This is a genomic window from Pedobacter sp. AC379, from assembly GCF_979258145.1.
Window position 1 is genome coordinate 2599079 of sequence record NZ_OZ409839.1, and the last position, 22672, is coordinate 2621750.

The window sequence follows — 22672 nt, forward strand, 5'->3', positions numbered from 1 at the left end:
TCAAAATTCAATAATTAAAAAGAAACATGGTTAATCAAAATATAGAATCAAGAATTACCCTTTTAGGCGCTGGTCCTGGAGACCCTGATTTATTGACATTGAAAGGCGTTAAAGCATTGCAATCTGCTGATGTGGTATTATACGATGCCTTAACCAATGAAGCCTTATTGGAGCATGCACCGGCAGAAGCCATCAAAGTTTATGTAGGAAAACGTTCAGGTGAACATTCTTACCCACAGGATACCATCAATAAATTAATGATTGATTACGCCTTAAACTATGGCCATGTGGTGCGTTTAAAAGGAGGCGATCCGTTTGTTTTTGGCAGGGGATATGAGGAGTTGGACTATGCCGCATCATACAGTATTCCGGTAAGTGTAATTCCGGGTATTTCGAGTTCCATTGGTGTACCAGGTTTGCAACAGATTCCGGTTACACACCGTGGCATGAGCGAAAGTTTTTGGGTAATTACAGGAACCACCACTTCGGGAGAGGTTTCTGCCGATATTTACCAGGCTGCCCAATCTAATGCAACGGTAGTGGTACTTATGGGATTAAAAAAACTGGCTAAAATCGTTGAGATTTTTAAAGCTGCAGGCAAACACCATTTACCTACTGCGGTTGTTCAAAACGGATCAGCAGCAGATGAAAGATTAGTAGTTGGTGTAGTAGAAACCATCGAAGGTTTGGTACAACAGGAAAATATTAAAGCCCCCGCTTTATTAATTTTTGGAGAAGTTGTATCATTACATCCATCATTTAAAAAATTAATTAAACAATATGCAAGTATTGCCTAACCAACCTGATAATGCAGCATCTTTTTCGGAAGAAGAAAAAGGTAACCAGCTTTTTCCAGTTTTTGTAAAGCTGAACAAGCTGCGTACATTATTAATTGGTGCAGGAAATATTGGGCTCGAAAAATTAACAGCAATTGTAAATAACAGCCATAGTGCTACCATTACAATTGTTGCTGAAATTATTTCACCAGAAGTGTATACGCTTATTGCCAACTATCCGCTGATTAAAGTAAAACAGAAAAGTTTTAACGTAGATGATCTGAATGATATTGATATCGTTTTTGCGGCAACCAATAACAATATCTTAAATGAAGAAATCAGAAAGGTTACGCATGAGCGTGGCTTGTTGATCAATGTGGCCGATAAACCAGAACTTTGCGATTTCTATCTGGGATCAATCGTTCAAAAAGGTGATTTAAAGATTGCGATTTCCACTAACGGTAAATCGCCAACAATTGCAAAACGGTTAAAGCAAATTTTAAATGAAGGTTTGCCGGCCGAGCTGGATGAAACCTTACAGAACATGAGTGCTTTACGCCAGACTTTAAATGGCGATTTTTCGGCAAAGGTTAAAAAACTGAATAAGGTTACTCAAAACTTAATCAATCCTAAAAAAAGCTTTGCAGAGCGAAATATTAAGTGGCTGATTTGGATGGCTGCGGTTTTACTCATCGGTGCAATTGGTTTTTCTTTGTGGAATACTGAACCCGAGTTTCAAACATTTTTGATCAATATTGATCCTCTGTTCTATTGGTTTTTAGGTGCCGGGTTTTTATTCGCCTTAATTGATGGTGCAATTGGAATGTCGTACGGTGTTACCACAGCCTCGTTTTCACTGGCCATGGGCTTACCGCCTGCTTCGGCCAGTATGGCCATCCACATTTCTGAGGTGATGAGCAACGGAATTGCAGGATGGATGCATTACCGCATGGGTAACGTAAACTGGAAATTATTCAAAATTTTAATCCTCCCTGCCATAATCGGTGCAGTTTTGGGTGCCTACATTTTGTCTTCATTAGAGCATTACAGTGCTTACGTAAAGCCAATTGTTGCAGTATACACGTTGTTTTTAGGGGGAATTATTTTAATGAAAGCCTTCAATATCAAACGTAAAAAAGCCGATCAGAAAATTAAAAAAATTGGTTTGCTCGGTTTTGTTGGGGGCTTTATTGATGCAGCTTTTGGTGGTGGCTGGGGGTCGATTGTATTATCAAGCTTAATTGCCGGTGGCAGGCATCCGTTGTTCTCTTTAGGAACAGTAAAAATCAGTCGTTTTTTTATTGCAACCTTAAGTTCGCTAACCTTTTTTACCATGTTGGGTGGTAAACACTGGGAGGCCGTTCTAGGCTTGATTATCGGTAGTGCCATTGCATCGCCGATAGCAGCCAAAGTATCAAACAAAATTTCTGCTAAAACCATTATGGTAGCTGTAGGCATTATTGTAATGCTGGTAAGCTTGCGCAGTGTGATTATGTTTATTTTAAAATTAATTTAATGATGGAAAACCTAGAAGAGATAAAGGCAGCACTGGCAGGTTTAAACACAATTGATAAACTGAAGTTTTTGGCTGAAAAATATGCCGACCGAATAATATTTTCGACCAGTTTTGGTTGGGAAGATCAGGCGATTACTCATTTAATTTTCGCCAATAACATTCCTATTAAAGTTTTTACTTTAGAAACCGGACGTTTGTTTCCGGAAACCTATTACGTTTGGAACCGTACGCTGGAAATATATAACAAACCGATTCATGCTTATTATCCTAAAAACGAATTGTTGCAGGATATGGTGAATACAAAGGGACCGAACAGCTTTTACGAATCGGTTGAAAATAGAAAAGAATGCTGTTATATCCGTAAAATCGAACCTTTAAAAAGGGCATTAAAAGGAAACGAAATTTGGGTAACAGGAATAAGGGCCGATCAGAGTGCCAACCGAGAGGATATGCACGATTTGGAATGGGATGAAGGCAATCAATTGATTAAATTTCACCCGATATTCGATTGGACGTTAGACGATGTGAAAGCCTACATCAAAGAAAATAATATTGTTTATAATACCCTGCACGATAAAGGTTTCCCGAGCATAGGTTGCGCACCATGTACAAGAGCAGTACAGCCAGGCGAAGATTTTAGGGCAGGAAGATGGTGGTGGGAAGACCAGAGTAAAAAAGAATGTGGTTTACACGCGGCATCTTGATCGTCATCCGATAGCTATCGGATGCGAGGCCGGATAAGCGTAGAGCCAGCCTGTACCGATTTATCGGTAAAGCAATCTTTTAAAGAAATAGAATAAAAACAAATGTCATTTTGAATAGCAAGATAGATTGCCACGTCGCTGAAAAAGCCTCCTCGCAATGACGACAGTTAAGTATACAACAACAAATATAACAAGTTGAATAATTGAGCTATTTAATATTCGATCATTCAGCATTAAAACATTCCAACAATTGAAATGAGTACATACAATTTTGATTATTTAGATGAACTAGAGGCAGAAGCGATTCACATTTTGCGTGAAGTAGCAGGTCAGTTTGAAAAACCAGCCTTACTATTTTCGGGTGGAAAAGACTCGATAACTTTAGTTCGTTTAGCTGAAAAAGCATTCCGTCCGGGAAAATTTCCTTTCCCATTAGTGCATATTGATACCGGTCATAATTTTGAAGAAACCATTACCTACCGTGATCAGATGGTAGAGCGGATTGGCGAAAAATTAATCATTGGTTCCGTTCAGGAATCTATTGATCAAGGTAAAGTTGTTGAGCAAACCGGTAAAAATGCCAGTAGAAACGCTTTGCAAACCGTAACCTTGCTTGATACCATTGCAAAATACCAGTTTGATGCCTGTATTGGAGGTGCGCGCCGGGATGAAGAAAAAGCCAGGGCAAAAGAGCGTATTTTTTCTGTTCGTGATGAATTTGGTCAGTGGGATCCAAAACGCCAGCGCCCTGAACTTTGGAACATTTATAACGGTAAAATCCACAAAGGAGAAAATATCCGCGTGTTCCCGATCAGTAACTGGACTGAATTAGATGTTTGGAATTATATCCGCAGAGAGAAAATAGATCTTCCAAGCATATATTTTTCACATGAACGCGATTGCATTACCAGAAACGGTCAGCTGATGGCTGCTTCATCATTTTTAAATATGGATGATGAAGATGTGGTAGAACGTAAACAGGTTCGTTTCCGTACAGTAGGAGATATGTCTTGTACTGCTGCAGTAGAATCAGACGCGACTTTGATTGATGACATCATTTCAGAAATCAGCGACTCTAAAATTTCAGAGCGTGGTGCCCGTTTGGATGATAAAGTTTCTGAAGCCGCAATGGAAGACAGAAAAAAAGGAGGCTATTTTTAAGAGAGATTTTGAGTATTGAGATGTGAGATTTGAGAATCTTGCATCGGTCTAATATCTCATATCTAAAATGATTATATTAAAATTTTTTAAGAACGATTTGAGCATTGAAATGTGAGATTTGAGAATCTTGCATCTGTCTAATATCTCATATCTATTATCTTATATCTAAAAGAATGAACATATTAAAATTTTTCACAGCAGGCAGTGTAGATGATGGTAAAAGTACCTTAATCGGCCGTTTGTTATATGATACAGATTCTATTTTAGCCGATCAATTAGACGCTTTACAGAGCTCCAACCGTAAAAATGATGACGGCACTATAGATTTAGCCATTTTAACCGATGGTTTAAGGGCAGAGCGAGAGCAGGGCATCACCATTGATGTAGCATACAAATACTTTCAAACGGAAAAACGTAAATTTATCATAGCAGATACCCCAGGACACATTCAGTATACCAGAAATATGGTTACAGGAGCATCTACCGCTAACTTGGCCATTATTTTAATTGATGCCCGTAATGGTGTAGTAGAGCAAACTATCCGCCATTCCTATATTGTTTCCTTACTGGGTATTAAACATGTGGTAGTTTGTATCAATAAAATGGACATGGTTGATTATAGCGAAACGGTTTACAACGCGATCATTGAAAAGTATAAGGTTTTGGCGCAGCAGTTAAAACTGGCCGATGTAACGTACATTCCGGTTAGCGCGCTTAAAGGCGATAATATTGTGCAAACTTCGCAAAATATGGACTGGTACGAAGGAGAAAGCCTTTTGCATTTCCTGGAGAAAGTAGATACTGATAATTTAGATAAATCGCAGTTGGCCCGAATGCCCGTACAATGGGTTGTGCGGCCACAAACTGAAGAATTACACGATTACCGCGGTTATGCAGGGAGGGTATTGAGCGGAACTTTTAACTTAAATGATAAAGTGACGGTTTTACCGAGTGGCGCAAGTTCTACTGTAGAGAAAATCGAATTTTTTGATCAAACACCCGCTGCTGCACATGCAGGGCAGTCGGTGATTATTCATTTAAAGGATGATGTAGACATCAGCCGTGGCGATACCATTGTAAATGCTTCAGCATTGCCACAAGAATCAAAATTGATTGAAGCCGATCTTTGCTGGATGGATACACGTGCATTGGATACTTCGATTATGTACAATATTCAGCATAACAGTAAGATTACCCGTTGTAAAATAAGCGAAATTTTGCATAAAGTAGATATCAATACCCTTGAAAAACATGCTGCTGACGAATTTAAATTAAACGATATTGGACGTGTAATTATTAAAACAGCCGATGCTTTGGCTTTTGATTTATACGATGATAACCGGGCAAACGGATCGGCAATTCTGGTAGATACACGCACCAATTTAACTGTTGGCGCATTAATGTTCAGAGCAGCGGTAGAATAAAATGCGGGTAAGAGGTGTGATGGTAACATTAATTACAATCGAATAAAACACGACCAAATATAAGATGAAGCCTTTAAATCTTTAATGAGATAAAGGGGAAGCAATTTCAGCGGGACGCCTATGGTGGTCCCGCTTTTCGTTATCAGGTTTTTTGTATATTTATTTATGGAAATTTTTAAAATTTTTCATCTTTTTAATATTGCATCCTAAATCCAAATTGCTAATTATATGAAAAGAAACCTTATCTACCTTGCTTTAACGGCTGTTCCATTTATTTTCGCCTGTAACCAATCAGAGAAAAAAACCGATACCACGGCCAAAGATTCTGTAGTCAATCAGAATTGTTATGCGGCTTCATTTGAAAAAGATAGTGCAGCAATGATTGTGAAAACAATGGCATCCGGAAAAATTACGGGTTCCTTATTGGTGAAATATGCTGAAAAACCTGAAAATAATGGCACAATAAACGGAAAATTCAGTGGAGATACACTTTATGTAGATTACCGGTTTAATACAGGTAATGATAAATCAAATGTATTCACCAATCCGTTGGCTTTTTTAAAAAAGGACGGCAAATTAATGATGGGTGTCGCACAGATTGAAACCACATTGGGCAGGTCATATTTTGTAAAAGGTAAACCAATTAATTACGAAGCAGGTAAGTTTACCTTTACTGAAGTGAATTGCAAATAGGAGTTATTTATTGATCACGCTCTTTCCTAACTCCAAGGTCTGTGTTTCCACAGACCTTTAACATTAATTCTTTAACTGCACTTCATGAAGGATTTTTATTGCTCAAAGCGTTTCGTAATCTAAACGTAATAGCTATTCGCTCTGTTTCAGTTATACTAGGCTAATAAAAATTATTTTAAAATAAATTACTACTATTCCCATAGACTTTATATATTTGTATAATTAACAAACGTATAACGCGCATAAATTATCTGTTATGATTTTGAATAAAGTAGAAAAAGCGAACATTGAACCACGAATTACTTTAATAGGTGCAGGTCCTGGCGATCCGGATTTATTTAGTTTAAAAGGTGTTAAAGCATTAAAAACAGCTGATGTTGTTTTATACGATGCAAATGTGAACGAAGCTTTATTGTGTCATGCGCCAGATGGAATTCCGAAAGTATACGTTGGCAAGCGATCTGACGATGAATCGTTTTCTCAGGATGCGGTTAACAAACTGATTGTAGATTATGCATTAAACTATGGTCATGTTGTGCGTTTAAAAAGTGGAGATCCTTTTTTCTTTGCTAAAGGATACGAGGAAATTGACGCTGCTGAATCTTACAGTATTCCGACCGAAATTATTCCGGGTATATCAAGTGCAACCGGTGCGCCAAGTTTGCAAAAGATTCCTATGATTTATAAAGACCTTAGTGAAAGCTTTTGGGCAGTAACCGGAACAAATGCAAAAGGTGAAATTTCTGAAGACTTGTACATTGCCGCAAAAACAAAAGCTACAATTGTAGTATTAAACGGAATTGAAAAAGTAAAAGAAATTGCTGCGATATTCCAATCCGAAAATAAAAACCTGTTGCCTGTAGCGGTAATACAAAATGGTTCTACCCCAGAAGAAAAAATTGCAATTGGGATTGTAGATACCATTGCCGAAATTGTTGAAGATAAGAGAATAACTGCCCCGGCATTATTGGTGTTTGGAGATGTGGTTTCTTTGCACCCACAATTTCAACCCATCCGCGATTTTTACGAAATCATCGCTGAAGAGTATTAGATATTTTTAAACCAAAAATATATTTGTTTTGTTGTTAAAAACCGCCTATGGATTTAGGCGGTTTTTTTGTTGAAGTATGTATTGTAAATCAATTCATTATATGTATGGGTTAGTGCGATGAATCTGAGAGAGACTTATAGTATAAAGGTGCTGAAATGAATTCAGCATGACGATGGGGTTAGGGGATCATAATTACAAAATAGGTACTGAAATGAATTCAGCATGCCGATGGGGTTAGGGGATCATAATTACAAAATAGGTACTGAAATGAATTCAGCATGACGATGGGGTTAAAGGATCATAATTACAAAATAAGTGCTGAAATGAATTCAGCATGACGACGGGGTTAGGGGATCATAATTACAAAATAGATGCTGAAATAAATTCAGCATGACGATGGGATTAGGGGATCATAATTACAAAATAGATGCTGAAATGAATTCAGCATGACGACGGGATTAGGGGATCATAATTACAAAATAGGTGCTGAAATGAATTCAGCATGACGATGGGGTTAGGGGATCATAATTACAAAATAGGTACAGAAATGAATTCAGAATGACGACCCGCAAATCACTTAATTAATACAGATCAGTAAGGTTTTGCATTTGTAGGAACTGACCCTCAAATTTAAGCCTGATTGAAGCGGAAGCCCGGAGCGCAGCGAGGACTTATAGCGTAAAGCAGGACTGTAGCCTCCCACAAAACACAAACCCCTTCACTTACAAAACAGCTGTGTGATCATCATTAGAATAATCAAGAGAAAGGAACCATAGCAATAGGTGCTGAAATGAATTCAGCATGACGATGGTTTTAATACAATACTAAATAAAATTCAATTAATGATAGATTTCTCCATTTCGCTGCGCTACAGTCGAAATGACGAGTTTAGTGGCGACCGTATTAGGGGATCATAATTACAAAATAGGTGCTGAAATGAATTCAGCATGACTATGGGATTAGAGGATCATAATTACATAAAAGGTCCTTAAATAAATTAAGCCAGACTACCGGCTTGGGTGATACATAACCAACTGGAAATATAATTTTCATTATTTGCAAAACTCAAAACAATTAGTAACTTACTAAGGTTATCTACACCAAATATTTGATGGAAATTATACATATAAGCGCCGAGTGTTACCCTGTTGCAAAAGTTGGTGGTTTAGCCGATGTAGTTGGGGCCCTACCAAAGTACCAAAATAAATTAGGCCACATTGCCAAAGTGGTTGTGCCTGCGTACGACACTAAATTTATCCGCGAAAGCGAGTTTGAGGTTACCTATGATGCCTGGGCAAATTATGGCAACAACCATTTTCAATACCGCATACTTAAAGAAAAAACCAATAAACTGGGCTTCGATTTATATATTGTTCATATACAAGGTTTAACAGACCGCCCGAATGTATATGGCTATAATGATGATACCGAACGTTTTGTAGCTTTTCAAATTGCTACCCTTGATTGGATTGTACAGTGGGAGCATCGCCCGGATGTTATTCATTGCCACGATCACCATACCGGTTTGATTCCGTTTATGGTAGCCAACTCTATAAAATACACTCCTATCAGTTCAGTACCTACCGTTTTAACTATTCATAATGCCCAATATCAAGGTCAGTTTGGATGGGAAAAATTATATTATATTCCAGCTTTCGATTTATGGAAAGGTGGATTATTAGGTTGGGATGATGCGATTAATCCACTGGCTTCGGCAATTAAATGTGCGTGGAAAGTAACTACTGTTTCGCCAAGCTACCTGGATGAAATGATGAGCAATGCCCGCGGACTGGAAAGTTTACTGCGACAAGAACGCTGGAAGTCGGTCGGGATTTTAAATGGTATCGATAGTGAAGTATGGAATCCGGAAACAGACCCGATGCTTGGGAAAAGTTACAATTTAAAAACAGTAGAAGCTGGTAAATTGGCAAACAAAACAGCACTTTGCAATGTTTTTCAATTAGATGCGTCGAAACCATTATTTACCTTCATTGGTAGGTTGGTTGATGAAAAAGGTGCTGATTTATTGCCCGATATTTTTTATACGGCTTTACAGCAACATGGCGATAACATCAACGTACTGGTTTTAGGATCTGGCGAAAATTGGGTAGAAGGAAGGTTAAACCAGTTAAAGGATATCTTTCCGGGAAAATACAATGTTTACATCGGTTATAATGAGCAGGTTTCGCATGAGATGTATGCTGGGGCAGATTTTCTGCTTATGCCTTCTAGGGTTGAACCTTGTGGCTTAAACCAGTTGTACGCTTTAAGGTATGGAACAGTTCCTATTGTGCGCAGGGTTGGCGGCTTAAAAGATACTGTGATAGATATAGGCGATGGCGGTTTTGGCATTTGCCACGATCAAACGAGCATTTGGGATGTTACCCATGCAATTAACAGGGCAGTTGATTTATACAACAATAAGAAAGCTTTTAAAGCAGTAAGAAAAACAATGATGAAGATAGACCATTCGTGGGATAAAGCAGCATCGAATTATATAGAATTATACCAAATATTAAAATAAGCTTAAACATGACTGACAAAGTTTTAGGCGTTATCCTTGGCGGTGGCCAGGGCTCTAGATTATCGCCACTAACACAAACACGCTCTAAACCTGCAGTTCCGATTGCTGGTAAATACCGTTTGGTAGACATTCCGATTTCGAACTGTCTTAATTCCGGCATCCACCGTATGTTTGTGTTAACACAGTTTAATTCAGCATCGCTTAATAAACACATTAAAAACACCTATCACTTCAGCCATTTCAGTACGGCTTTTGTAGATATTTTGGCGGCTGAACAAACTGTACAAAATTCTGGCTGGTTTCAGGGTACTGCAGATGCCGTTCGTCAGTGCATGCATCACATCGTTTCACATGAATTTGATTACATCCTAATCTTATCGGGCGATCAGTTATACCAGATGGATTTTAAAGATATGATTGAAAAACATATCGAAGCCAATGCCGAAATTACAATTGCAACCATACCTGTTAACGCTAAAGATGCTACAGATTTCGGTATTTTGAAAGCGGATGAGGAAAATATGATTACTTCTTTTATCGAGAAACCAAAAACAGGTTTGGAAGATTGGGTATCAGATACTGGTGCAGATATGCAAGCCGAAGGCCGTAATTTTTTGGCATCGATGGGGATTTATGTATTCAATCGTGATTATTTAATCAACATCTTAAATGAGAATGAAGATGAAAAAGACTTTGGTAAAGAAATTTTGCCAAGGGCGATTACACAAAGCAGGGTTTTAAGCTTTCAATACGAAGGTTATTGGACGGATATTGGTAACATTTCATCATTCTTTGAAGCCAATTTGGGCTTAACAGATGAAATTCCTAAATTTAATATGTTTGATAGCAACCATGCCATATTTACCAGGGCAAGGATGTTACCGCCATCTAAAATTTCGGGTACTACTTTGGATAAAACCATTATTGCTGAAGGCTGTATTATTCAGGCCAGCAAAGTAGAACACGCCGTTTTAGGTATCCGATCGAGAATTGGAAAAGATACGGTAATTACCAATGCTTATATCATGGGTAGCGATCGGTATCAAACACTTGAAGAGATACAGGACGAAACAAGTAAGGGAAATTCACTAATCGGAATTGGCGACCGTTGTTACATCAACAACGCCATCATCGATAAAAACTGCCGGATTGGTAATGATGTAAAAATTAACGGTGGCGAACATTTAGAGGATGGGGATTTTGAACTTTATGCCGTTAAAGATGGTATAGTAGTTATTAAAAAAGGAGCAGTGGTACCTAGCGGAACCGTTATTTAAAATAATCATTAATCATTAACTAGGCCAGTCGCGATTTTCGTGGCTGGTTTTTTTGTGTGCTATCAGTTAATAATTTTCAGGGAGTTAAAATCGCGCATAATTTGCTGTTGCAAAGTTGCAGGAGATCAAAATCGCTTGAAATTGATCGTTACATTTCTGCAGGAGATCAAAATCGCACATAATTTGTTGTTGCAAAGTTGCAGGAGATCAAAATCGCTTAAAGTTGAGCGTTACATTTCTGCAGGAGGCTAAAATCGCACATTATTTATCGTTGCAGAGTTGCAGGAGACCAAAATCGCTTAAAATTTAGCGTTGCAATGTTGCAGGAGGCTAAAATCGCGCATTATTTGTAGTTGCAGAGTTGCGGGAGATTAAAACCGCACGTAATTGGATAATTGTTGCGCTTCAGGGTAATACTTCCTTGTTAAATTTGATCATTGTAAGCTAAATTAATAATATCAAGGCTGAAAGATTCAGAATAGCCATTGAGATTGAGTTTTTATAGCTAAATATTTAATCAAAAGAGCATGTTATCGTATTAGCTGGCTTAATGATTGCTTTAGCAAGTTTAAACTGTTAGCATCCACACCAGAAAACTGCAACCAGCAATTGCAAAATGATTTGGGCGTTACCCATACCGATGAAAAATCGGTAAAGGGTCGGGCTTTTCAGGGCTGCGCTGCACTCCGGTACCGGTGAAAAACCGGTACTGAACCCTTACAATCCCTAACGCAAAACCCACCGTTTTAAAAATAAGTATAAAGGTTTTCGTTGCTACCCGGGCAGTTTAAGTATAAAAGGTCTTTTTTAAAAGAAAACTTCAACCAGCAATTGCAAAATGATCTGGGCGTTACCCATACCGATGAAAAATCGGTAAAGGGTCGGGCTTTTCAGGGCTGCGCTGCGCTCCGGTACCGGTGAAAAACCGGTACTGAACCCTTACAATCCCTAACGCAAAACCCAACGTTTTAAAAATAAGTATAAAGGTTTTCGTTGCTACTCGGTCAGTTTAAATATAAAAGGTCTTTTTTAACAGAAAACTGCAACCAGCAATTGCAAAATGATTTGGGCGTTACCCATACCGATGAAAAATCGGTAAAGGGTCGGGCTTTTCAGGGCTGCGCTGCGCTCCGGTACCGGTGAAAAACCAGTACTGAACCCTTACAATCCCTAACGCAAAACCCACCGTTTTAAAAATAAGTATAAAGGTTTTCGTTGCTACTCGGTCAGTTTAAGTATAAAAGGTCTTTTTTAACAGAAAGCTGCAACCTGCAATTGCAAAATGATTTGGGCGTTACCCATACCGATGAAAAATCGGTAAAGGGTCGGGCTTTTCAGGCTGCGCTGCGCTCCGGTACCGGTGAATAACCGATACTGAACCCTTACAATCCCTAACGCAAAACCCACCGTTTTAAAAATAAGTATAAAGGTTTTCGTTGCTACTCGGGCAGTTTAAGTATAAAAGGTCTTTTTTAACAATTCTACCCAACATTTTTCCAATCTTCTTGTTAGTAAAATAAACAAAAAATAGTTTATGGCCGAACAACACCTTTATCAAACAGGAATTATAGGAAATTGCGCTTTCATTGCACACGTAAATAAAAATACCGACATATCTTGGCTTTGCTGGCCCCGTTTCGACAGTCCTTTTGTATTTGGCAGTTTATTGGATAAAAAAAAGGGTGGCGAATTTTCAATATTGCCACAAGGTGAATACACATCTGATCAATATTACATCGAAAATACCAACGTTTTAAGAACCGAAATTACGGCTGATGACGGCAAATACCGCATTACCGATTTTGCACCGCGTTTTCATCTTTATGAGCGCTATTTTAAACCGCTAATGTTCATCAGAAAGATCGAACCTTTGGAAGGAAACCCACGCATCACCATAAAATGCGAACCGGTTTGCGATTACGGTAAAAGTAAAATGAGATCGAGCCGCGGCAGCAATCATATTGATTATTTAGGCTGTGATGAAAATATCCGCTTAAGTACCAATGTTTCAGTTACCTATATATTGGATGAGAAAGCTTTTGTGCTCAATGATGTGAAATACCTGATCATGACATATGGGCAAAACCTGGAAGCCCCAGTGGTAAGTACCGCAGAAAATTTTCTACGTGAAACCGTTGCATATTGGCGTTTGTGGATTAAGCATTCTTCAATTGCAGGCTTTTATCAGCCATTCGTAATCCGATCGGCCCTGGTTTTAAAAATTCATCAGTATGAAGATACCGGTGCAATTATCGCTGCAAGTACCACCAGTTTGCCCGAATCGCCTGGCAGTACCCGAAACTGGGATTACCGGTATTGCTGGCTACGCGATTCGCATTATGTGCTTACTTCGCTAAACCACATCGGTCATTTCGAAGAAATGGAGAAATACTTTAATTATTTATCAGATATTTCGCATGCCGAGGATACCCGCTACCAACCCCTTTATGGCATAGCCGGCGAAAGGGAAATTACCGAACGTACCCTCGATCATTTGGAAGGATACAAGGGCGAACAGCCCATCAGGATAGGAAACCAGGCTTATGAGCATATTCAGAATGATATTTACGGCCAGGTGTTAATTTCAATGTTACCCCTATATACCGATCATCGATTTGTATTTTCTGAACGTAGCGATTCTATAAAATGGATCGAAAGTGTGCTTTCTAAAATTGAAAGAACAATAGATGAAAAGGATGCCGGAATTTGGGAATTCAGAAATATAGCCAACGTGCATTGCTACAGCAATCTGTTTCAGTGGGCAGGGGCACAGGCGGCTTTAAAAATGGCCAAAACCATTGGTAATCAGGATTTCGAAAAAAGAGCACAGGTTTTAATTGATAAAGCTGCGGCCCATATCGAAGCCTGTTACGATCCTGAAAGAAAAGTGTATACCAATGCTGTGGGCAGTCCGCATTTGGATGCCAGTACGCTGCAATTAATTATGATGAATTACCTTGATCCTGCTTCAGATCGGGCAAAGGATCATTTAATCGCATTGGAAAAGGAACTGAAAACCGAAGATGGTTTGTTTTACCGTTACCTGCATGCCGATGATTTTGGAAAACCGAAAACTACATTTTTAATCTGTGCCTTTTGGTATGTAGAAGCATTGGCCTGCGTAGGTCGTACCGAAGAAGCCATTAAGGAATTCGAAAACATTATTAAGTATTGTAACCACCTGCTTTTATTCAGTGAAGATGTGGATGCGAAAACCGGTAGTCAATGGGGTAATTTCCCGCAGGCGTATAGTCATGTAGGCTTGATGAATGCAGCATACCGAATTGCAATTAAATTGGATAGACCAATATTTTTGTAGGTAGGGATACAAACCTTGGTTATAGTTAGTTTCCTATGAAACTATCGTCTTTGCGAGGAGGAACGACGAAGCAATCTTTCATATTAGTGATCTTTACAGGAAAGATTGCTTCGTCGGCTGAAAAAGCCTTCTCGCAATGACGATTTGTTAGTCCTTATCTGAAAGGTCTGTGAAGACACAGACCTTGGTTATAGAAGTTTCCTATAAAACGATCGTCATTGCAAGGAGGAACGACGAAGCATTCTTTCATCTTATTAATCTTTACAGGAAAGATTGCTTCGTCGGCTGAAAATGCCTTCTCGCAATGACGATTTATTAGGGTTTATCTGATAGGTCTGTAAGGACACAGACCTCGGTTATAGTCAGTTTCCTATGAAACTATCGTCATTGCGAGGAGGAACGACAAAGCAATCTTTCATGTTAGTAATCTTTACAGAAAAGATTGCTTCGTCGGCTGAAAAAGCCTTCTCACAATGACGATTCAATACGGCTTATCTGAAACGTCCTGTGAGGACACAGACTTTGGTTATAGTTAGTTTCCTATGAAACGATCGTTCTTGAAAAGCCTTCTCGCAACAATTACCCATGATTATCCCCGTTCAACAAATTCTTCCTTAACTAAACTCCAAAGTAATTTCCTTACCTCTTTAAAATCGTTTAGGTAATATTTTGCTTCCGAAATGTTGTTGCCCACCTTAATCGTAATGGCATCATCCGATAAGGCCCTAAAAATATCTTCATCCGTATGGTCATCGCCAAGTGCTAAAATAAAATCAGGTTGTTTTCCATATAACCAGTTTAACGCGGCCTTGCCTTTATTAACTTCCATATTTTTAAACTCAATTACCTTATTTCCCGGCATCAGTTGCAGGCCCTTATCAGCAGCAAGTATTTTCATGTGGCTAATAATCTCGTTGGCCCTTAATTCGCCGAGCCCTTCTTCTGCTTTTCTATAGTGCCAAACCAGTGAGTAGCTTTTTTCTTCAATAAATGAGCCCGGTGTGCGGTCTGTATAGGTTTCTAATAAAGTTCTTATTTCTTGTTTCCATTGGTCGGTTAAAAGCGGCAGGCTGTTCCATTTGTCGCCATACGATTTTTGCCATGCTCCATGTTCTGCAATCAGATCTACTTTTAAATGTCCGAACCAGCTTTCCAAAGTTTCATTTCGCCTTCCGCTGATGATTACCACTTTGTTGGCATTATCAATGGTCAGGTTTTCGATGAGGTCGTAAAGTTCAGCATCTGGTGATGCATCATCTATATTTCCGGTAAAATCAACCAGTGTGCCATCGTAATCTAAAAATAATACCCTATCGGCTGTTTGTGCGTATTTGGCAGCAATTACTTCATTAATTGCATTTACTGCATGTTTTGTTAATAATGATTTTTGAGAATCTTTCACTTCGCTTAATCTTAAAATAAAATTATTTACCCAATGTTTTACATTGAATTTTTCTACAACGGCGCGCATGGCTTTCATACGTTGCTGTTGTTCTTCTAAAGGCATTTTGAGGGCGGTAACAATGGCTTCCATAATGTCGCCCATGTTGTTCGGGTTAACAATAACAGCATCGGTTAACTCTTTGGAAGCTCCGGCCATTTCACTTAAAATAAGTACGCCATCATTGTTATTTCTGCTGGCAATATATTCTTTGCTCACCAGGTTCATGCCATCGCGCATTGGCGTTACCAGGCAAATATCTGCACTGCTGTATAGGGCTGATAATACTTCAATTGGGAAGGAACGGTAAAAGTAATTTACCGGAATCCAGTTGATGGAGCGGTAACGTGCATTTAAATTGCCTACAAACTGATCAATCTGGTCTCTAAGCTCGCTATATTGGGGTACTGTATCACGCGAGGGAACAACTATCATAAAAAGTTCTATCTTTCCAATATATTCTGGGTGGTGTTGAAGCAATAATTCTAACGCTTTTAACCTTTCTAAAATACCTTTACTATAATCGAGGCGATCGATGGAAAGAATTATTTTCATATCCTCTTTACCTGACCGGAAGTAATCGATTTCCTTTTTTACCTCATAAGTTTGGGTTAAGCCCGAAAACTTATCGTAATCAATCCCCATCGGAAAAGCTTCTATCACGATTTGCCTTTCGTTGCTGTTGAGCACATTTGATGATGAATGTACGGGGAGCAGGCGTGTTGCGGTACTGATAAAATGCCGAACATCATCATAAGTATGGAAACCGACTAAATCGGCACCGATTAAACCATTTAACAATTCTTCGCGCCATGGAATCAGCCTGAATATTTCGTAAGAAGGAAAAGGAATATGCTGAAAGAAACCTATGGTTGCACTTGGCAGTTTGTCTCTTAAAATACCAGGTAAAAGAAGTAACTGATAATCCTGAATCCAGATTTTATCTCTCCTGTTGAGTACCTGCATGGCACTTTTGGCAAATTTTTCGTTAACAGATTTGTAGCAGTCCCAATAACTTTGTTCGTAATTGGCATAGGTTACCAGGTAATGGAAAACGGGCCATAATACCTCGTTTGAAAAGCCCTCATAATATAAATTGATTTCGTTCTGAGTAAGAAAAACAGGGTAGAGGTTTAATTGAGCCAGTTTTTGTGTAACTTCTTCCTGGCGTTCTTCCGGCACATCTATTCCGGGCCAGCCGATCCAGATGGAATTGCCGGATTTGTATACGTCTCCCAGTCCGGTAGCGAGGCCTCCTTCGCTCGGAATAAATGTATACTCGTTGTTTTCTTCGATGATTTTAACGGGTAGTCTGTTCGATATTATAACTGTCTTCATGCTTGTATTTAATGTATCCACATTAATAAAAGCATATCAAACTGGTTTTGTTTGGATTTTTAGGTCAAAACAACACTAATATGATCAAACATAATTGAACACCAATGAAAAAGTGGTACCCTCACCAGGAGTAGAAATTACCTCTATACTCCCCCTGTGCATTTTCATAATGTTGCGACTGATGGTTAGCCCTATCCCTGATCCGTTTTTCCGTGTGGTGTAAAAAGGGACAAAAATTTTCTCTAAATCGTCGGCATCTATACCTTTCCCGTTATCGGTAACATCTATATAAACTTTGGTGTTTTCTAACCGGTAATTTACGTTGATGTAGGGTTGATTGCTATTTTCTACAGCGTAAATGCTGTTGGTAATAAGGTTGATCAGCACTTGCTCAATCAACTTTAAATCGAGCTGAATGGTAATTTTAGAAGAGGTTAATTCTACATCCAATACCACATTTTTAACTTTTGCAAAGGGCTGCATCAATACCTTGATGTGTTTCAGTATTTCGCCAATGGTATGCGATTCGAGGTTTGGCGTAGGTAATTCTGCAATCAACCTATAATCTTTAACAAAATCCAGTAAGCCTGATGATCTGCGTTGTATCGTTTGCAATGCAGTTTTAAGGTCGTCCATTTCATCCTCCGTAAGGTTTTTCTTATCAGTAACCATCTTGTTTATGGTATCGGATAATGAACTGATGGGGGTAATGGAATTTAAAATCTCATGCGAAATTACTCCGATTAGCCTATTCCATGCCTCTGTTTCTTTTTGCTCAATTTCATCTTTTATATTTTGAAAACTGATAATGGTATAATTTTTACCATAAAGGTTAAGTGGAATAACTTCTGTTGACAGTTGAATCATTTTATCCTGGATTTTCAATTCGAGAAACCGTTTGCCCCCTGTTAGAATCTGTTCTACCTCTGTTGCAAAGCCAGGCAGGTGTTGTTTTAACCTGTGCCAGTATTTGTACGCGGGTACGGCTAAAAGGTTGGATGCGGCCTGATTAAAAAATGCAACCTCTTCATTTTCTTCTTCATTGGTATTGTTTACTACAATTACGCCAACAGGAACCTGCTCTAAAATGGTTTTAATGAGTTGAAACATGGCTTCCTGTTCCAGTCTGATCTGTTTGTGCACCTGTAAAATGTCACCAAATGATTCATAGAGTTCAGGAAAACTTCCTTTGGTTACTTTGTTCTTAAAATTTAAGGTATGATCGCGGGTTTTTACTGCAAGTATAAAGCGGTTAATGTCTGAGCGGATTTCGTTAATGTAAAACCAAAGCGAAATGATGGTACAGAGTAAAATTAAGGCAACGCCAATAATGGTAAACCAAAGCTGTGTATTTTTAATCAGGTAAAATAACAGATAGCCAAGCAGGTTGATTACGAGCAGGCGGGATATTAAACGGAAGGTAAAGCGTTGGTAAAACATTATTTTTAAAGCTGAAAGCTTAAAAGGTGAAAGACTAAAGTTTTAAGTGCTGGTCTTTTAGCTTTCAGCTTAGATTCCAAATTTTTCGATTCTTCTGTAAAGTGCAGCCCTTGTTAAGCCTAGTTCTGCTGCGGCTTTGGATATATTGCCTTTGTGTTTGTCGATTGCTTTTTGCACCATCATTTTTTCCATATCTTCCAATGCCATTTCATCCGGTATGGAATTGTTTTGTGCAAAACGCTGCGGACTTAACTGTAAATCTTCTTCCGATATGTCATTTCCGTCGCTCATAATTACGGCCCGTTCCAAAACGTGCTGCAACTCCCTTACATTACCCGGCCATTTGTAATTTAAGAGTACATCCTGGGCCTTATTGCTTAAATTTCTAATCTCTTTGTGGTATTTTGAGCTAAAAACCTGCATAAAATGATTGGCCAGCAGCAAAATATCAGTTCCACGTTTACGTAAGGGTGGTAATAAAAGTTCTACTGTATTAATGCGGAAAAGCAAATCCTGCCTGAAGGTATTTTTCGTTACCATTTCATTTAAAGGCATGTTTGTAGCCGTTATTAAGCGCACATTTACCTTCCGTTCTTTACTTTCGCCCAGGCGTATTACGGTACGGTTTTGCAAAACACTCAGTAGTTTGGCTTGCAGGGGTAAGGTTAAATTTCCAATCTCATCCAAAAAGATTGTGCCCCCATCGGCCAGTTCAAAACGACCTGGTTTATCTTCTTTAGCATCGGTAAAAGCACCTTTGGCATAGCCGAATAGTTCACTTTCGAAAAGATTTTCGTTCAGCGAGCCTAAATCTACATGCATAAATACCTGGTTTTTGCGTTGCGAGTTTCCGTGGATTTCGTATGCAAAAACTTGTTTTCCAGTACCATTTTCACCCAAAATAAGCACATTGGCATCAGTAGGTGCAACTTTTATCAGGGTAGATTGGAGCTGTTTTATGCCTTCGGCCTGGCCCACTATGTTTTCGAAACCACGTGTCAGGTCTTTTTGTAGCGAGGAATGTATTTTTTCGAGTTTCTTTACTTTTCTGGTCGATTCGCGGAGTTTTGATGCTGCAGAAATGGTGGCGAAAAGCTTTTCATTTTCCCATGGTTTGAGAATAAAATCAGTAGCTCCTTTTTTAATTGCCTTAACAGCCAGTTCTACATTGCCGAAAGCCGTCATTAAAATAACCACATAATCTTTATCAATAGATAAAATATGTTCGAGCCAATATAAGCCCTCCCTACCATCACTTGCTCCTTTTTGATAGTTCATATCAAGCAAAATGATGTCTATTTCATTTTTGCTCAACAAAACGTTAATCTCTTTTGGCGATTTACAGGTAATTACCTGCTTAACCTGTTGCTTTAAAAACAAACGGGCACTAAGCAGAATGTCGTCGTCATCATCGATAATTAAAACTGTGGCATCAAGCATAACCTCTCCCTATTATTTAGTATGTATTTATTCTTTTTCTGTCAATCTTTTGCATCCAAAAAAGAAAGCTAAGCTTAAGCCTGAACCTTGCTTTTATTCTCGGTGAAGCAAATTTAATAAAACTGTCCGTTCCCGCACATAAACTGTTCGATAATGAACATGTGGAATTGATATTAATACTTAATTAATTGTAATTTAAGGTTTTATCTAATGATTTTGCTTTTGGCACAAGCTTGGTTATTAGAGAAACCGAACAGTACAACCGAACACATGGATAAGAAAATAGAGAAGAAAAGATTTAGCAGAAAAACCTTATTGATAATAGGTGGCGCAATTGCTTTTGTAGTGGTTGTGATTTATGGCTATACTTTATCACTAAAAAAAGTATACAGTGCCGACGCCGACAAATTAACAATCAGTAAAGTAGCGTATGGCGATTTTGAAGATGTAGTGTTATTGAATGCCAGTGTTGTTCCATTAACTTCTGTAATTGTAAGTTCATCAGAAGGCGGTACGGTTGCCGAAATTTTTACCGAAAACGGTGCTTCTGTAGTAAAAGGTACACCGTTGTTACGGATTTCAAATTCCAATGCCATGTTGAGTTATACTTCCAGCCAAACCGCGGCAACGGAGCAGATTAACCAGTTACGCAAGTCGAGGTTAGATTTAGAGCAAAATCAACGGGTTTTAAATCAAGACGTTCTGGATGTAGAAAATAGCTTAAGAACGGCAAGTAGACAATATAGGTTAGACAGTTCATTATTTTCTAAAAAAGTAATTTCGCTGCAAGAGTTTAATAAATCAAGTCAGGATTACGAGTATTACCAGGGAAAATTAAAAATTGTTCGTCAGGCCATTAAACAGGAAAATCAAAGCAGAAAAATGCAATTGGCTCAAATTGATCAATCGATGGGACAAATGAACGAAAGTTTAGAAATGATCCGTAAAAACATCGAAAACATGACCATCAAAGCCCCTGTTTCGGGCAAACTATCATCCTATGATCCGGTAATTGGAAAATCTTATAATTCTAATGAAATGATAGGAAAAATTGATGTGTTGCAAGGATACAAACTTCAGGCAGGTGTGGATGAATATTATATCAACAGGGTAAAAGAAGGGCAAACTGCCAATTGTGAATTTAACGGAAAAACCTATAATTTAATAGTGAGTAAGGTTATTCCGGAGGTTACTGCGGGTCAGTTTCAGGTAGAAATGGTTTTTAAAGGAGCAACCCCGGAAGGTTTACGTCGTGGTTTATCACTACAAACAAAGTTAACCTTGTCTGACAATAGTAAATCGCTGCTTTTAGCACAGGGTCAATTTTTTCAAAGTACTGGTGGCTCGTGGGTATTTGTGGTAAACAATGGCAAAGCGAGCAAGAAAAATGTAAAAATTGGAAGAAAAAACTACCTCTATTACGAAATATTGGATGGTTTGCAGAAAGGCGACGAGGTAATTACTTCTTCATATGATCAGTTTAATCAATACGATCAGGTGGAGATTAATAAGTAGAGTGGTTGGCGTTTGGGGTTTGGGGTTTGGAGTTTGGGGTTTGGAGTTTGGAGTTTGGAGTTTGGAGTTTGGACTTTGGTCTTTGGACTTTGGACTTTGCTCTTTGGTCTTTGGTCTTTGGTCTTTGGTCTTTGGTCTTTGGTCTTTGGTCTTTGGAAAAAATAGAATATAAAGTTAAGAATTAATATAATCACGTATTGATACTTGATACTAAATAAATGATACTTGAATAATACTTAATAAGATGATTAAAATAGAAAATCTGGAAAAAGTTTACAAAACTGAAGAGGTAGAAACAACCGCACTTAATGGGATCAACCTCCATGTAGCAGCTGGCGAATTTGTTTCCATTATGGGTCCTTCAGGCTGTGGAAAATCTACTTTATTAAATGTAATGGGTTTATTGGATAAACCTGAAAGCGGAAGTTATAAATTTATCGATACAGAACTTTTAACGCTTAACGATCGGGAACGTTCTAATTTCCGTAAGCGGAACATGGGTTTTGTTTTCCAGAATTTCAACCTAATTGATGAATTGACAGTTTTCGAAAACATCGAACTGCCGTTAATTTATAATAAAATTCCAGCAGGAGAACGTAAAAAACTGGTAAACGAAATTATCGAGCGGATGAACATTGTAAACCGTAGCGGCCATTTTCCGCAGCAGTTATCGGGCGGTCAGCAACAACGTGTGGCCGTTGCCAGGGCTTTGGTTACCAAACCTAAATTGGTTTTAGCTGATGAGCCTACCGGAAATTTGGACAGCTCTCATGGTAATGAAGTAATGGAATTGCTTTGCGAACTGAATGAAACCGGAACCACCATTGTAATGGTTACACACTCCAGTCATGATGCAAGTTTTTCAAACCGGATTATCAACCTGAAAGATGGACATGTAATATCTGAAAAGATAAATAAGAGTAGAAATGAAGAACTGATATAAAGGCTTAAAACCTGCAGTTTTCAACCCCAAAAAAGATTTTAGTTTAGTTAATGATAGCCGCCCACAATCTTCCCGGATGGGGAGATTTGGGATAGGCGCAATGTTAAAAA

15 protein-coding genes are annotated in these 22672 nt (G+C 38.5%); 12 read left to right on the top strand and 3 right to left on the bottom strand.

All coding sequences use genetic code 11. The annotated features are described in order from the left end of the window. Positions 1-26: 26 nt before the first annotated feature. The 10 genes from cobA (ACZZZW_RS11705) (at position 27) to ACZZZW_RS11750 (ending at position 14445) form a co-directional block, all read left to right on the top strand. Entirely contained in the window at positions 27-797 is a 771-nt protein-coding gene (gene cobA, locus ACZZZW_RS11705) for a uroporphyrinogen-III C-methyltransferase (RefSeq protein ID WP_463493595.1), read from the top strand. Next, positions 781-2292, top strand: a complete 1512-nt coding sequence (locus tag ACZZZW_RS11710; RefSeq protein ID WP_463493597.1) for a TSUP family transporter — start codon at positions 781-783, stop codon at positions 2290-2292. Before cobA (ACZZZW_RS11705) ends, ACZZZW_RS11710 begins: the two co-directional genes overlap by 17 nt. Further along, positions 2292-2996: a phosphoadenylyl-sulfate reductase gene (locus ACZZZW_RS11715; protein ID WP_055903651.1), complete on the top strand. Its 705-nt coding sequence runs from the start codon at positions 2292-2294 to the stop codon at positions 2994-2996. The genes ACZZZW_RS11710 and ACZZZW_RS11715 overlap by 1 nt, the downstream gene beginning before the upstream one ends. 255 nt (positions 2997-3251) lie before the next feature. Continuing rightward, the gene (cysD, locus tag ACZZZW_RS11720; RefSeq protein ID WP_463493600.1) at positions 3252-4157 is read left to right on the top strand and encodes a sulfate adenylyltransferase subunit CysD; all 906 of its coding nucleotides are present in this window, start codon (positions 3252-3254) and stop codon (positions 4155-4157) included. Between the two features lie 173 nt (positions 4158-4330). Beyond that, positions 4331-5581 carry a sulfate adenylyltransferase subunit 1 gene (locus tag ACZZZW_RS11725; protein ID WP_463493602.1) on the top strand — a complete coding sequence of 417 codons (1251 nt, stop codon included), beginning with the start codon at positions 4331-4333 and terminating at the stop codon, positions 5579-5581. A gap of 228 nt (positions 5582-5809) precedes the next feature. Then, entirely contained in the window at positions 5810-6274 is a 465-nt protein-coding gene (locus tag ACZZZW_RS11730; protein WP_463493604.1) for a hypothetical protein, read from the top strand. Positions 6275-6530: 256 nt separating this feature from the next. Further along, positions 6531-7325 (top strand): uroporphyrinogen-III C-methyltransferase, encoded by a 795-nt coding sequence (cobA, locus tag ACZZZW_RS11735; RefSeq protein ID WP_055903662.1) that lies wholly within the window; start codon positions 6531-6533, stop codon positions 7323-7325. A gap of 1111 nt (positions 7326-8436) precedes the next feature. After that, positions 8437-9849 carry a glycogen synthase gene (locus ACZZZW_RS11740; protein ID WP_463493607.1) on the top strand — a complete coding sequence of 471 codons (1413 nt, stop codon included), beginning with the start codon at positions 8437-8439 and terminating at the stop codon, positions 9847-9849. 8 nt (positions 9850-9857) lie between these two features. Continuing rightward, positions 9858-11126 (top strand): glucose-1-phosphate adenylyltransferase, encoded by a 1269-nt coding sequence (locus tag ACZZZW_RS11745; RefSeq protein WP_055903669.1) that lies wholly within the window; start codon positions 9858-9860, stop codon positions 11124-11126. A 1534-nt stretch (positions 11127-12660) separates the two neighbouring features. Further along, positions 12661-14445, top strand: coding sequence for a glycoside hydrolase family 15 protein (locus ACZZZW_RS11750; protein ID WP_463493609.1), 1785 nt, complete (start codon positions 12661-12663; stop codon positions 14443-14445). 589 nt (positions 14446-15034) lie between these two features. Here ACZZZW_RS11750 and ACZZZW_RS11755 read toward each other — a convergent pair. From ACZZZW_RS11755 to ACZZZW_RS11765, 3 genes are all read right to left on the bottom strand, one after another. Beyond that, positions 15035-17224, bottom strand: coding sequence for a bifunctional alpha,alpha-trehalose-phosphate synthase (UDP-forming)/trehalose-phosphatase (locus ACZZZW_RS11755; RefSeq protein WP_463493612.1), 2190 nt, complete (start codon positions 17222-17224; stop codon positions 15035-15037). A gap of 84 nt (positions 17225-17308) precedes the next feature. Further along, positions 17309-18664 carry a sensor histidine kinase gene (locus ACZZZW_RS11760; protein ID WP_463493614.1) on the bottom strand — a complete coding sequence of 452 codons (1356 nt, stop codon included), beginning with the start codon at positions 18662-18664 and terminating at the stop codon, positions 17309-17311. A 69-nt stretch (positions 18665-18733) separates the two neighbouring features. Continuing rightward, positions 18734-20104, bottom strand: coding sequence for a sigma-54-dependent transcriptional regulator (locus tag ACZZZW_RS11765; protein ID WP_463493616.1), 1371 nt, complete (start codon positions 20102-20104; stop codon positions 18734-18736). A gap of 270 nt (positions 20105-20374) precedes the next feature. On the opposite strand from ACZZZW_RS11765, the gene ACZZZW_RS11770 reads away from it, so the two are divergent. Next, a complete protein-coding gene (locus tag ACZZZW_RS11770; RefSeq protein WP_463493617.1) occupies positions 20375-21619 on the top strand; it encodes an efflux RND transporter periplasmic adaptor subunit in 1245 nt (414 codons plus the stop codon). 244 nt (positions 21620-21863) lie between these two features. Then, a complete protein-coding gene (locus ACZZZW_RS11775; protein ID WP_055903687.1) occupies positions 21864-22562 on the top strand; it encodes an ABC transporter ATP-binding protein in 699 nt (232 codons plus the stop codon). Positions 22563-22672: the final 110 nt, after the last annotated feature.